Here is a 12,898-nt window from a genome sequence, read left to right as displayed (position 1 = left end):
TGTGGGACGTAAAGCGAAGCAGTCCCACACACCGGCCCCGCAGGCCCGTCACCGCACCCACAGCCCCGCGCAGCGGACCCGCCCGCCGCAGGCGCCACGGCGGGACAGCCAAAAACGGGGCGGAGACAAAACGCAGCGGACCGGCCGCCAGGCGCCACGGCGGGCGCACCGCGCAGCGGGCGAAGAACGGCGAGCAACAACCACGGCGGGAAAGCCAAAAACGGGGCGCTCAATCCTTCGCCAGCCAGCGCCGGGCCCGCAGGCCCATCCTCTCGTCGGTGGCCACGGACGCCGCCCCGGTGGTGACGGTCTCGTAGACGGCGAGAATGTCGGCCCCCACGGTCGACCAGTCGAACCGCCGCACATGACGGGTGCCGCGTTCCCGCAGCTCCGCGAGGCGGTCCGGATCGCCGAGCAGTCGTACCGCCGCAGCGGCGAGCGCCTCGGCGTCCTCGTTGGTGAACAGCTCGCCCGCCTCGCCCTGGTCGAGGACCTGGGCGAAGGCGTCGAGGTCGCTGGCCAGTACGGGCGCCCCGGCCGACATCGCCTCGACGAGGATGATGCCGAAGGATTCGCCGCCCGTGTTGGGGGCGACGTAGACGTCGACGCTGCGCAGCAGCCGTGCCTTGTCCTCGTCGCTGACCATGCCGAGGAACTCGACCCGGGAGCGCAGCTCGGCGGGCAGCGCCGCGACGGCTTCCTCCTCGTCGCCGCGGCCGGCGACGAGGAGCCGGGCGTCGGGGACCGCGGCCAGGATCGTGGGCAGCGCCTTCATCAGGACCGGCAGGCCCTTGCGCGGCTCGTCGATGCGGCCGATGAAGCCGATGGTTTTCCCCTGCCACTCGGCCTTCGGCTCGGCGGAGTCGAAGAAGTCGACGTCGACGCCGTTGGGGATGACCACCGCGTCGCCGCCGAGGTGCTCGACGAGGGTGCGGCGGGCGTATTCGCTGACCGCGATGCGGGCGCTGATCTTCTCCAGCGCGGGCTGCAGGATCGGGTAGGCGGCGATCATCGCCCGCGAGCGCGGGTTGGAGGTGTGAAAGGTCGCCACGATCGGCCCCTGTGCCGCCCAGCAGGCGAGCAGGCCGAGGGAGGGCGAGGCCGGTTCGTGGATGTGGATGACGTCGAAGGCGCCGTGCTGGAGCCAGCGGCGCACCCGGGCCGCGGAGAGGAAGCCGAAGTTGAGCCGGGCGACCGAGCCGTTGTACGGGACGGGGACGGCGCGGCCGGCGGAGACGACGTACGGCGGCAGGGGCGTCTCGTCGTCGGCGGGGGCGAGGACGGAGACGTCGTGGCCGAGGCGGATCAGGTGGTCGGCCAGGTCGCGGATGTGGAACTGCACGCCGCCGGGGACGTCCCAGGCGTACGGGCAGACGATGCCGATCTTCACGCAGTCTCCGTTCCGGGGGCCGCGGTGCCGCCCGGGGCACCGGGCTCCTCGCGCGGCTCCAGGTCGGCGAGCCAGAGCCGCTGCAGCATGTGCCAGTCCTCGGGGTGGTCGGCGATGCCGGAGGCGAAGGCGTCGGCGAGCGCCTGGGTCATCTGGGCGGCCTTCTCGGCGCGGGTGCCGGTCTCGGGGGCCTCGATCTCCGGGTGGACCCGGCCGCGCATGACGGCGGTGTCGTCGTACCAGAGTGTGACGGGCAGCAGCATGGCGCCGGTCTGGAGGGCGAGTACCGCGGGGCCGGCCGGCATCTTCGTCGCCTCCCCGAAGAACTTGACCTCTATCCCGGAGGCGGACAGATCGCGGTCGGCGACCAGGGCGACCAGGCCGCCGGCCCGCAGCCGCCGGGCGAGCGTCCCGAAGGCGGAGCCGCCGGTGTGCGGCAGCACCTCCATGCCCAGGCCTTCACGGTAGGCCACGAAGCGGTCGTAGAGGGACTCCGGCTTGAGGCGCTGGGCGACGGTGGTGAAGGGGACGCCGAGCTTGGTGGTGACCCAGGCGCCGGCGAGGTCGTAGTTGCCCATGTGCGGCAGGGCGAGGATGACGCCGCGGTCGCTGTCGAGCCCGTCCTCCAGGTGGTGCACGTCCTCGGGCGTGAAGCCGTTCCTTATCCGCTCCTTGCTCCAGGCCGGCAGCCGGAAGGACTCCATCCAGTAGCGCATGTAGGAGCGCATCCCGGCCCGGGAGAGCTCGGAGAGCCGCTGCGGGGTGGCGTCCGGGACGACCCGGGTGAGGTTCGCCTCCAGCCGCAGGACGCCCTTGCCACGGCGCTTCCAGACCGTGTCGGCGATCCGGCGGCCGAGTCCGGTGGCCACGCCTTCGGGCAGCTTCTTGACGGTGCTCCAGCCCAGCGCGTAGAGCGCGTCCGCCAGCTTGTCGGTGTCGAACCGCGGCCGGCGGGTCGTGCGTGGACTCATGCGCCTGTTCCCCCTTGTGCCATGGCGTCGGCCTCGGCCGACTCCCGTCGTACCGTCACCACACGTTGGCCGAGGGTGACGGCGCTGCCGATGCCGACGACCCACAGGGCGATCGGCAGCAGGATCTCGACGCCGGGTACCCCGAAGGCGTGCAGCCCCGACAGTCCGCAGGCGACGAGCGTGATGACCAGCCGCTCCGCGCGCTCCACCAGGCCGTTGACGTTCACCGGCAGCCCGATGGCCTCGCCGCGCGCCTTGGTGTACGAGACCACCTGGCCGCTGGCCAGGCAGAAGATCGCCATCGCGCAGAGCAGCAGGCTGTCGCCGCGCCCCGCGTACCAGAGGGCGAGCCCGCCGAAGATCGCCGAGTCGGCGACCCGGTCGAGGGTGGAGTCGAGAAAGGCCCCCCAGCGGCTGGAGCGTCCCAGTTGCCGCGCCATGTTTCCGTCGACCAGGTCGGAGAAGACGAACAGGGTGATGACCACCGTGCCCCAGAAGAACTCGCCCAGCGGGTAGAAGACCAGGGCGCCGGCCACCACGCCTCCGGTCCCGACGAGGGTGACCGCGTCCGGGCTGACGCCGAGACGGATGAGCAGGGCGGCGAACGGCGTGAGAACACGCGTGAAGAACGCACGCGCGTACTTGTTCAGCATGGCCTTCCCGGAGGTCGATACGGGCCGCGAGGTCAAGGGGCCACCGGCTGGCCCATCGTAGCCAGGAGGTCTCGGGCCACCACGAACGCATCGCGGCGCAGGGCGCATCCCACGGCTCCAGGGCTGCGCCGCGCGCCCGTGGACGCCTCCGCGGGCCCCGTACCGGACCCCTTGGGAGGACCGGTCCGATGTGCCACGTATGGACGCATCATGACCTCGGTGGAAAGCTCGAATCACCGCAAAGTGTCGACCTGGAGGCGAGACACATGAGCGAGAAACCGAGTACACACCCGGGAGCCGCCGGCAGGGCATCAACGGCCGGCCAGCCCACGGCCCTGCGGAATGTGGTGCTGGTCGGCCACTCCGGATCGGGGAAGACCACCCTGGTCGAGGCCCTCGCGCTGGCATCCGGCGCGGTCAACCGGGCGGGCCGGGTCGAGGACGGCGGCTGTCTGTCCGACTACGACGAGATCGAGCACCGCCAGCAACGCTCCGTACAGCTCTCCCTGGTCCCGGTTGACTGGGGCGGAGTCAAGATCAACCTCTTGGACACCCCCGGATACGCCGATTTCGTCGGGGAACTCAGGGCCGGTCTGCGCGCCGCGGACGCGGCCCTTTTCGTTGTCTCGGCGGCCGACGGCGTGGCCGGCGCGACCCGCATGGTCTGGGACGAGTGCGCGGCCGTGGGCATGCCGCGCGCGCTGGTCGTCACGCACCTGGAGGCGTCCCGCGCCGACTTCGACGAGATGACCGAGCTGTGCCGGACCTCGTTCGGCGGCGAGGACCCGGACGCCGTCGTGCCCCTCTACCTCCCGCTGCACGGGACACCGGGCGCCGACGGCCACGCCCCCGTGCACGGCCTGATCGGCCTGCTCACCGGGCGGGTCTTCGACTACTCGTCCGGCGAGCGCACCGAGCGCGCGCCGACCGACGACGAGCTGCCGCGGATCGAGGCGGCCCGCGCCCGCCTCATCGAGGCGGTCATCGCCGAGAGCGAGGACGAGTCCTTGATGGACCGCTACCTCGGCGGCGAGGAGATCGACATCAAGACCCTGATCGGGGACCTGGAGACGGCGGTCGCCCGGGGCACCTTCCATCCTGTGCTGGCCGCGTCTCCGGCCGCCGAGGGCTCCAAGCAGGGGCTGGGCACCGTGGAGCTGCTGGAGCTGATCAGCGGCGGCTTCCCGACCCCCGCGGAGCGCGAGGCACCCGAGGTGACCAGCCCGGACGGCGCCCCGCGCCCGGCGCTGAGCTGTGACCCCGACGGCCCCCTGGCGGCCGAGGTGGTCAAGACCTCCTCCGACCCGTACGTCGGCCGGATCTCCCTCGTACGCGTCTTCTCCGGCACCCTGCGCCCGGACGAGACGGTGCACGTCTCCGGCCACGGCCTGGAGGACCGGGGGCACGAGGACCATGACGTCGACGAGCGGGTCGGCGCGCTGTCCACCCCGTTCGGCAAGCAGCAGCGCCCGCTGCCGCAGGCCGTCGCGGGCGATCTGGCCTGTGTGGCGAAGCTGACCCGTGCCGAGACCGGCGACACCCTGTCCGGCAAGGACGACCCGCTGCTGATGGTGCCCTGGACGATGCCCGACCCGCTGCTGCCGGTCGCCATCCGGGCCCACAGCAAGGCCGACGAGGACAAGCTGTCGCAGGGCCTGGCCCGCCTGGTCGCGGAGGATCCGACGATGCGCCTGGAGCACAACCAGGACACCCATCAGGTGGTCCTGTGGTGCCTGGGCGAGGCCCATGTCGATGTCGCGCTGGAGCGGCTGCGGGCCCGCTACGGCGTCCAGGTCGACACGGTCGCGCACAAGGTGCCGCTGCGGGAGACCTTCGGCGCCCCCGCCGCGGGCCGCGGCCGCCATGTGAAGCAGTCCGGCGGCCACGGCCAGTTCGCGATCTGCGAGATCGAGGTCGAACCGCTGCCGGGCGGCTCCGGCATCGAGTTCGTGGACAAGGTCGTGGGCGGCGCGGTACCCCGGCAGTTCATCCCGTCCGTGGAGAAGGGGGTGCGCGCCCAGGCCGAGCGCGGGGTCGCCGCCGGGCATCCGCTCGTCGACATCCGCGTCACGCTGCTCGACGGCAAGGCGCACTCCGTCGACTCCTCCGACGCCGCGTTCCAGACGGCGGGCGCGCTGGCGCTGCGCGAGGCCGCCGGCGGGGTCCGGATCGAGCTCCTCGAACCGGTGTCCGAGGTGAGCGTGATGGTTCCGGACGATTTCGTCGGCCAGGTGATGAGCGACCTGTCGGGGCGCCGCGGCCGGGTCGTGGGCACCGAGCAGTCAGGGGCGGGGCGCACCGTGGTGCGCGCCGAGGTGCCCGAGCTGGAGATCGACCGGTACGCCGTCGACCTGCGCTCCCTCTCGCACGGCACCGGCCGGTTCTCCCGCGTTCACCTGCGACATGAGCCGATGCCGCCCCAACTCGCCGACAAGTGGCGGGAACAGGCCGAGAACGGCGCATAGTCAACGGCCCGTCAGCCCTGCGGGTGGCCGCTGTCCGGCTCAACTCCCCTGAGCCGGACGGCGGCTGTACGCTGAGCACCTGCCGTGGGGCCGGGGAGCCGGCGGCAGGACGAGAGGTCAGGGGCTCGAACACAGGCTCTCAGCAGGTGTGCCGTCGGCGGAAGTCGGGAAGAGCCGCATCATCGGATGCGTACGGTGTGGGGGCGGTAGTGGCAGACGGCTTTGACTTCAGTCCCGGGGCACAGGTCCCGTTGTCGGGGAGTGCCGGGCAGACGGCGGCGACCCAGGCGCTGGCCTCGGCCGCCTACCGGGACAGCCCGCTCGCCGACATCTCCAAGGCCGACTCCGAGTCCGGCAAGTCCGAGATCAAGAAGCCCAAGCTGTCGCTGTTCGCGCCCAATCTCGGCGAGGCGTTCTCGCGCGCCGTACAGGTGCGGATGCTGGGCGGTGGCCGCGCCGCGCTCATCCAGTCCTTCGGGACCGAGCCGCAGACCATCGTCGAGCACTGCCTGTCCGCCACCCGCGTCCGCAAGCAGCGGGACGCCAAGCTGACGGTGCTGATGGTGCTGTTCGGGGTGCTGTTCCTGCCGGGTGTGCTGCTGTGGCTGGGCGTCTTCCAGCTGCGCAAGATGCTCTCCAAGGACGGGGCGGGCAGCGGGCTGTCGATGCTCGGCGGTCTGCTGCTGACGGTGCTGGCCGGCGTGGGCCTGTTCTTCATGATCAAGCTGCCGCTGACCGGCTTCTGGCCGATGTACGCCCGCGCCATGATGGTCGCCCCGGTGATCGGCTGGTGGCTGGCCAAGCAGATCTGCGAGAAGACCGCGGTGGCCATGCGGGAGTCCTGGAAGGGGCTGCTGGAGGGCGGCGGGGTGGCCGCGAAGATCCCCGAAGCGGTGCCGCAGGACCCGAACCAGATCGCCGCCGAGACCCTCCGGCAGAACCTCGCCAAGATCTCCGCCGAGCAGAGCAGCAACGTCGTCTTCTACGCCGGCCCCAAGGGCATACTCGGCATGGGCACGCGCTGGGGCAGCTGGCAGCTCGCCGAGGAGCTCATCCCGGCGCAGGAAGGCAGCGAGATCCACCCGTTCCGCAGCTGGGACGTGATCCGGGCGATCCACGACAAGCTGCGGCTGCTGGAGCGCAGCCCGCTGCACACCGGCGGGTTCCCCACTCCCTCCGTACGCCACTGGATCGTCTCGCCGGTCGGTGAGAAGGCCGCCGCCGTCACCCGCCCCGAGGGCTCCCATGTGGAGGCGTACCAGATCCGCGGGCACGAGATAGAGCGGATCTGCAACGAGCAGCAGTTCGGCAGCGGCAACCGCCACTACCTGGGCGTGCAGTTCGTGCTGTGGGACGGCCAGTTGGTGATCACGTTGATGATCACGGTCACGGTGCTGCACGAGACCCTGCGCATCGAGGTGACCGGTCACGCCCTCGGTCCGGTCAACGGCCTGTTCACGACCAAGCCGGAGCCCAAGACCAAGGACGTCGCCAAGGTCGTCAAGTTCTGGGAGACCAAGACCCAGCACCTCCCGCTCATCGAGCCGCAGGAGGTGGTCCGGCTCGCCGCGCGCGCCCCGCTGACCTGGTTCCCGCCGGTGCTGGACTTCCTCGGCGGCAAGCTGACCCTCCCCGAGCCGTTCGGCCTGCGGCACGTCTGGGCGGACAAGCCCTGGCGCCACCGCTTCATGGCCGATGACGCGCTGCGCGCCGCGACCCCGGTGCTGCGCACCGTCCACGCCGCCGCGATGAGCGTCCTCAAGGAGAACGGCGTGGACACCGAGCGCTTCACCAACCGCTCCCTGGTGCTCAGCGGCATGATCCAGGGCGTGGAGCCGCAGAAGGCGGACGAGTACAACGCCTAGGAACCACCGGCCCTGCGGACCCACGGGGCAAGGGATCTGACGCCCCTCGGGCGCCGGGCCGCCTAGCGGAAGATGCCCGTGTGCCCCAGGGAGTAGCGCCCCGGCTGCGGGTAGACCGCCAGCCCGTGCGGGCCCTGGCCGACGGGGATCTTGGCCAGGGTCCGGCCGGTACGGGTGTCCAGCGCGTACACCTCGGAGTTGTAGCGGCCGGACAGCCACAGCACCTTGCCGTCGGTGGACAGGCCGCCCATGTCGGGGCTGCCGCCGCCGCGGATGCGCCACTTGCCGATCAGGGCGCCGGTCCGGAAGTCGAGGCGGGAGATGGTGCCTTCGCCGCGGTTGGAGACGTACATGTAGCGGGAGTCGCGGCTGACGTAGAGGCCGTGGGCGCCCTTGCCGGTCGGCAGGAGCTTGGGCCGGTCGAAGGTGTCGCCGTTGAGGATCCAGATGCCGTCGGCCATCATGTCGGCGACGTACCAGGTCCTGCCGTCCGGGGAGATCTTCACGTCCTGCGGCATCGCGCCCTCGAACGGGAGCTTCTCCTGGCCGATGACCTTCATCTTCTCGGTGTCGACCTTGAGCAGCTCACCGGAGAACTCGCAGGAGACGATGAAGTACCGCCCGTCCGGCGAGAAGTCGGCGTGGTTGACGCCACCGCAGTTGACCGGCAGCGTCTTGCGGATCTCCATGGTGTGCGGGTCGCGGAAGACCAGCTGCCGGTCCATCGAGGCCATCACCACGGCGTACTTCCCGTTGGGCGTGAAGTAGAGGTTGTACGGGTCGTGGACCTTGACGGGCTTGCCGACCTTGCCGGTGGCGGGGTCGATGGGGGTGAGGTCGTGGCCCCGGTTGTTGTTGACCCAGAGCGTCTTCAGGTCCCACGACGGCACCACGTGCTGCGGCTGTACGCCCACCCGGAGGGTGTCGATGACCTTGTAGGTCTTCGGGTCGATGACGCTGACCGTGTCGGATCCGGTGTTGGGGACGTAGATCCGCGAGGGGAAGTCCTTGACCTGCGGCGCCAGCCTGCCCGGCCGGTCGGCCGCGTAGAGGTCGTGCTCGTCCAGCAGCGGCGGCATCCCCGGCAGGCCCGGCTCGGCGCCCTTGACCGGCGCGCGTTCGACCGGCCGCGGGCTCTGCCCGGCCCGTTCGGTCCCCCCGCTGCCACAGCCCGCCGCCACCAGCGCGCAGGCCACGGTGAGCAGCGCGGCCCGGTGGCGCGCGCGCAGACGGGGACGGTCGGGGGTACGGTTCCGGTCAGCCATCAGGTCACTAGCTCCGTTGTCGTCACCGCGCGCAGACCGCGTCGGCGGAGGCCGTCGAGGATCGGGGGCAGGGCCGCCACCGTGCCGGCGTGCCCGAGGTGGAGGCTCACGACCGAGCCCGGTCGGACCGCGTCCAGGACCGTGCGCCGGACGGCCGGCGCTCCGGGGTCGTTCGCGTCGAGGGAGTCCACGTCGTAGGACAGGACGTGCGGATAGCCGGCCTTGCGGGCCAGCCCGGTCACCAGGTCCGTGGCCTGCCGGGCCTGCGAGGGGCGGAACCAGCTGCCGATGCTTCCGGTGAGCGCCCGCAGCCGGTCGGCGCACCGGCTGATCTCGGCGTAGGCCTCGGCGGCCGGCAACGCGCAGATGTTGCGGTGGTGCATGGTGTGGTTGCCCAGCTCGTGCCCGCCGTCGAGGATCCGGCGGGCCATCGCGGGCTGCTCGTCGAGCCAGTCGCCGACGGCGAGCACGGTGACCCGGGCCCCGGCCCGCTCGGCCTCGCCGAGCAGCGCGGTCGCCATCTTGGGGTCGCCCCTGCCGTGGAAGGTCAGCGCGACCGCGCGGCCGTTCCGCGGCCCGTGCGCGATCTGTACGGGCAGGCCGGGCACCCGGGTCGGCGGCCCGGCGGTGCGGGCCCGGGCGGGTGGGGTGGGGCCGGCACCGGCCGGGGCCGGGGACCGTACGGCGCCGGCGTCCTCGTCCCGGTGCGGGTCGCAGCCCGAGAGCAGCGCACCGGCGGCCGCGGCCGAGACGGCCGCGCGCAGCACGGCACGGCGGTGTGGGGAAGTCACCACCCCATTAGAGAGGCAACCAATCCGATTCAGGGCGATCTATCCGGTTCGCCCGGGTACGTGTCGCTTCAATCGGGGCGGCCTCGTACGAAGCCGGCGGCCCCGCACGAGGCCGGGGAACGTCCTACGCGGGCCAGGCGTCCGCGAGCATCGCCCGGGTGTCGGCAAGGAGTTGGGGCAGCACCTTGGTGTGGCCGACCACCGGCATGAAGTTGGTGTCACCGCCCCAGCGCGGGACCACGTGCTGGTGGAGGTGCGCCGCGATGCCGGCACCGGCGACGGTGCCCTGGTTCATCCCGATGTTGAAGCCGTGCGCCCCGGAGGCGGTGCGCAGCGCGGTCATCGCCCGCTTGGTCAGCTCGGCCAGCTCCGCGGTCTCCGGCCCGTCCAGCTCGGTGTAGTCGGCGACGTGCCGGAACGGGACGACCATGAGGTGACCGCCGTTGTACGGATAGAGGTTCAGCACCGCGTAGACATGCTCGCCGCGCGCGATCACGAGGCCGTCCTCGTCCGACTTGGCGGGGATCGCGCAGAACGGACAGCCGTCGCCGGCCCCCGGGCCGGTCGGCTTGTTCTCACCCTGGATGTAAGCCATCCGGTGAGGCGTCCACAGGCGCTGGAAGGCGTCCTGCGTCCCGACTCCGATCTGCTGCTCCGGCTCGCTTGTCATACGGGCCAGCATATGGCTTCGCCCATTGGAGCCGTGTCGTTGGGGCGCATACCGCGACCTGCTCCGCGATGCTGAGCCGGTGGACAGGGAGCAGCGGCTGAGGAACTGGGAACAATCCGCCCAGCCCTACCTCCTTGCCGCCTCGCTCCTCTTCCTCACCTCCTACGCGGTCCGGGTCCTGGTCCCCGGCCTCTCCCCCGGCTGGCGGGCCTGGTGGGAGCTGGTCACCGTCGTCACCTGGGGCTTCTTCGTCGTCGAATATCTGGCGCGGCTGGCGTTCAGCAACGACCGGCGGCACTTCCTGCGCACCCGCTGGCTGGACCTGATCGTGACCGTGCTGCCCCTGCTGCGGCCGCTGCGGATCGTCGACATGCACGAGCGGATGCAGCGGCGCCGGGACCATCCGCGGCTCGTCCTCGAAGCGCGGGTGATGGCGTACACCGGGCTCACCTCGCTGCTGCTGGGTTTCGCGGCCAGCCTGGCCGTCTACCACGACGAGCGCCTCGCCCCGGGCGCGAACATCCACACCTTCGGTGACGCGGTGTGGTGGGCCTGCTCGACGCTGACGACGACGGGCTACGGCGATGCCACGCCCGTCACCTCGCGCGGCAGGGTGGTCGCGGTGGCGCTGATGTTCGTCGGGGTGGCACTGGTCGGAGCGGTGGTGGGCTCCTTCTCCTCCTGGCTGCTGCGCCGCTTCCGGCAGGACGACGAGCCCGGCTGACGCGGCCCGGCGTGCGGCACGAAGCCCCGGCGAGCGGACCGCTCGCCGGGGCTTCCCGCTGCCGGGCGTCACACCTGGGCGCGACGCTCCACGACATCGAGGATCTCGGCGATCGCCGCGTCGCGCGGGATGCCGTTCTTCTGCGTGCCGTCGCGGTAGCGGAAGGAGACCGCGCCGTTGGCGACGTCCTCGTCACCGGCGATGATCATGAACGGGACCTTGGCCTTCTGCGCGTTCCTGATCTTCTTCTGCATCCGGTCCGACGAGGAGTCCACCTCGATCCGCAGGCCCTTGGCCTTGGCCTGCGCGGCGAAGTCCTGGAGGTAGGGGACGTGGGCGTCGCCGATCGGGATACCGGTCGCCTGGACCGGCGCCAGCCACGCCGGGAACGCGCCCGCGTAGTGCTCCAGCAGCACCGCGAAGAACCGCTCGATGGAGCCGAACAGCGCGCGGTGGATCATCACCGGACGCTGCTTGCTGCCGTCGGCCGCGGTGTATTCCAGGTCGAAGCGCTCCGGCAGGTTGAAGTCCAGCTGCACGGTCGACATCTGCCAGGTCCGGCCGATGGCGTCCTTGGTCTGCACGGAGATCTTGGGCCCGTAGAACGCGGCGCCGCCCGGGTCCGGGACCAGCGGCAGCCCCTGCTTCTCGGCCACCTTCCGCAGGGTCTCGGTGGCCTCCTCCCACGCCTCGTCCGAGCCGACGAACTTCTCCGGGTCCTTGGTGGACAGCTCCAGGTAGAAGTCGGTCAGGCCGTAGTCGCGCAGCAGGTCGAGGACGAAGGTGAGCGTGGCGTCCAGCTCGTCCGCCATCTGCTCCTTGGTGCAGTAGATGTGCGCGTCGTCCTGGGTGAAGCCGCGGGCACGGGTGAGGCCGTGCACGACGCCCGACTTCTCGTAGCGGTACACGGTCCCGAACTCGAAGAGGCGCAGCGGCAGCTCACGGTACGAACGGCCGCGCGCATCGAAGATCAGGTTGTGCATCGGGCAGTTCATGGGCTTGAGGTAGTAGTCCACGCCCTCGTCGAGCTGCATGGGCGGGTACATGCCGTCGGCGTACCAGTCCAGGTGGCCCGACTTCTCGAAGAGCTTGCCCTTGGTGGCGTGCGGCGTGTAGACGAACTCGTAGCCCGACTCCTCGTGGCGCCGGCGGGAGTAGTCCTCCATGACCCGGCGGATGATGCCGCCCTTGGGGTGGAAGACCGCCAGGCCCGAACCGATGTCCTCCGGCACGGAGAACAGGTCCAGCTCGGCACCGAGCTTGCGGTGGTCGCGCTTCTCGGCCTCGGCGAGGAACTCCAGGTGCGCCTTGAGCTCGTCCTTGGTCGGCCAGGCGGTGCCGTAGATCCGCTGCAGCTGCTTGTTCTTCTCGCTGCCGCGCCAGTAGGCGGCGGCCGAGCGCATCAGCTTGAACGCCGGGATGGCACGGGTGCTGGGCAGGTGCGGCCCGCGGCACAGGTCCTTCCAGCACAGCTCGCCGGTCTTGGCGTCGAGGTTGTCGTAGATGGTGAGCTCGCCGGCGCCGACCTCGGCGGAGGCCCCCTCGGCTGCGTCCGCGGCGGAGCCCTTGAGTCCGATCAGCTCCAGCTTGTACGGCTCGTCGGCCAGCTCCTCGCGGGCGGCGTCGTCGCCGACCGCCCGGCGCGCGAACTTCTGCCCGCGCTTCTGGATCTCCTGCATCTTCTTCTCGATGCGCTTGAGATCGTCGGGGTGGAAGGGGGTCTCGACGTCGAAGTCGTAGTAGAAGCCGTCCTTGATCGGCGGGCCGATGCCGAGCTTCGCCTCCGGGAACAGCTCCTGCACGGCCTGCGCCATCACATGCGCGGTGGAGTGCCGCAGGATGTCCAGACCGTCCTGGGAGGTGATGTCGACGGGCTCGACCGCGTCGCCGTCGGCGACCTCGTAGGCCAGATCCTTCAGCTCTCCGGCCACCCGAGCGGCCACGACGCTGCGCTCGCCCTGGAAGAGGTCGGCGGCCGTAGTGCCCGTGGTCACCACGCGTTCTTCCCGCTCGGAATCGCGTTGGACGGTCACACGGACGTCTGACACCGGTCTCTCCTGACTCATGTCTCTTCACGGCAGCGATTGCTGCGCAGCCGAATCGT

At 71.1% G+C, this 12,898-nt stretch carries 10 protein-coding genes; 3 read left to right on the top strand and 7 right to left on the bottom strand.

Features of this window, described 5'->3' with window-relative positions:
• Positions 1-229 precede the first annotated feature (229 nt).
• The 3 genes from AB0411_RS25070 to pgsA are packed head-to-tail and all read right to left on the bottom strand — an operon-like array spanning position 230 to position 3,014.
• Positions 230-1,390, bottom strand: a complete 1,161-nt coding sequence (locus AB0411_RS25070; protein ID WP_366419523.1) for a glycosyltransferase family 4 protein — start codon at positions 1,388-1,390, stop codon at positions 230-232.
• On the bottom strand, positions 1,387-2,361 hold the full coding sequence (locus tag AB0411_RS25065) for a phosphatidylinositol mannoside acyltransferase (RefSeq protein ID WP_366419522.1): 975 nt from the start codon (positions 2,359-2,361) through the stop codon (positions 1,387-1,389). Before AB0411_RS25065 ends, AB0411_RS25070 begins: the two co-directional genes overlap by 4 nt.
• Positions 2,358-3,014, bottom strand: a complete 657-nt coding sequence (gene pgsA, locus AB0411_RS25060; protein ID WP_366419521.1) for a phosphatidylinositol phosphate synthase — start codon at positions 3,012-3,014, stop codon at positions 2,358-2,360. The genes AB0411_RS25065 and pgsA overlap by 4 nt, the downstream gene beginning before the upstream one ends.
• 266 nt (positions 3,015-3,280) lie before the next feature.
• Here pgsA and AB0411_RS25055 point away from each other — a divergent pair, with 266 nt between their 5' ends.
• Positions 3,281-5,479, top strand: a complete 2,199-nt coding sequence (locus tag AB0411_RS25055; protein ID WP_366419520.1) for an elongation factor G-like protein EF-G2 — start codon at positions 3,281-3,283, stop codon at positions 5,477-5,479.
• A gap of 209 nt (positions 5,480-5,688) precedes the next feature.
• The gene (locus tag AB0411_RS25050; protein WP_366419519.1) at positions 5,689-7,344 is read left to right on the top strand and encodes a hypothetical protein; all 1,656 of its coding nucleotides are present in this window, start codon (positions 5,689-5,691) and stop codon (positions 7,342-7,344) included.
• 62 nt (positions 7,345-7,406) lie between these two features.
• Here AB0411_RS25050 and AB0411_RS25045 read toward each other — a convergent pair whose 3' ends face one another.
• The 3 genes from AB0411_RS25045 to AB0411_RS25035 all read right to left on the bottom strand — a co-directional run bounded on the left by AB0411_RS25045 (position 7,407) and on the right by AB0411_RS25035 (position 10,082).
• On the bottom strand, positions 7,407-8,609 hold the full coding sequence (locus tag AB0411_RS25045; protein ID WP_366419518.1) for a YncE family protein: 1,203 nt from the start codon (positions 8,607-8,609) through the stop codon (positions 7,407-7,409).
• Complete coding sequence (locus AB0411_RS25040) at positions 8,609-9,376, bottom strand: polysaccharide deacetylase family protein (protein WP_366419528.1); 768 nt, start codon at positions 9,374-9,376, stop codon at positions 8,609-8,611. Before AB0411_RS25040 ends, AB0411_RS25045 begins: the two co-directional genes overlap by 1 nt.
• Before the next feature lie 148 nt (positions 9,377-9,524).
• Entirely contained in the window at positions 9,525-10,082 is a 558-nt protein-coding gene (locus AB0411_RS25035) for an HIT family protein (RefSeq protein ID WP_366419517.1), read from the bottom strand.
• A 67-nt stretch (positions 10,083-10,149) separates the two neighbouring features.
• On the opposite strand from AB0411_RS25035, the gene AB0411_RS25030 reads away from it, so the two are divergent.
• Positions 10,150-10,794, top strand: coding sequence for a potassium channel family protein (locus AB0411_RS25030; RefSeq protein WP_366419516.1), 645 nt, complete (start codon positions 10,150-10,152; stop codon positions 10,792-10,794).
• A gap of 68 nt (positions 10,795-10,862) precedes the next feature.
• Here the strand turns inward: AB0411_RS25030 and thrS are convergent, their stop codons facing one another.
• The gene (gene thrS / locus AB0411_RS25025; RefSeq protein WP_366419515.1) at positions 10,863-12,842 is read right to left on the bottom strand and encodes a threonine--tRNA ligase; all 1,980 of its coding nucleotides are present in this window, start codon (positions 12,840-12,842) and stop codon (positions 10,863-10,865) included.
• Positions 12,843-12,898 lie beyond the last annotated feature (56 nt).

The organism is Streptomyces angustmyceticus (genome assembly GCF_040701845.1).
In the GTDB taxonomy this organism is placed as follows: Bacteria; Actinomycetota; Actinomycetes; order Streptomycetales; family Streptomycetaceae; genus Streptomyces; species Streptomyces angustmyceticus_A.
The sequence above is the reverse complement of the archived record's forward strand: the minus strand, read 5'-3'. Positions and strand labels throughout refer to the sequence as shown.

Bases quoted from the DNA above. Each gene is read 5' to 3' on its own strand.
- AB0411_RS25035 (WP_366419517.1), bottom strand. From the start codon at position 10,082: ATGCTGGCCCGTATGACAAGCGAGCCGGAGCAGCAGATCGGAGTCGGG.
- AB0411_RS25055 (WP_366419520.1), top strand. From the start codon at position 3,281: ATGAGCGAGAAACCGAGTACACACCCGGGAGCCGCCGGCAGGGCATCA.
- AB0411_RS25045 (WP_366419518.1), bottom strand. From the start codon at position 8,609: ATGGCTGACCGGAACCGTACCCCCGACCGTCCCCGTCTGCGCGCGCGC.
- AB0411_RS25065 (WP_366419522.1), bottom strand. From the start codon at position 2,361: ATGAGTCCACGCACGACCCGCCGGCCGCGGTTCGACACCGACAAGCTG.
- pgsA (WP_366419521.1), bottom strand. From the start codon at position 3,014: ATGCTGAACAAGTACGCGCGTGCGTTCTTCACGCGTGTTCTCACGCCG.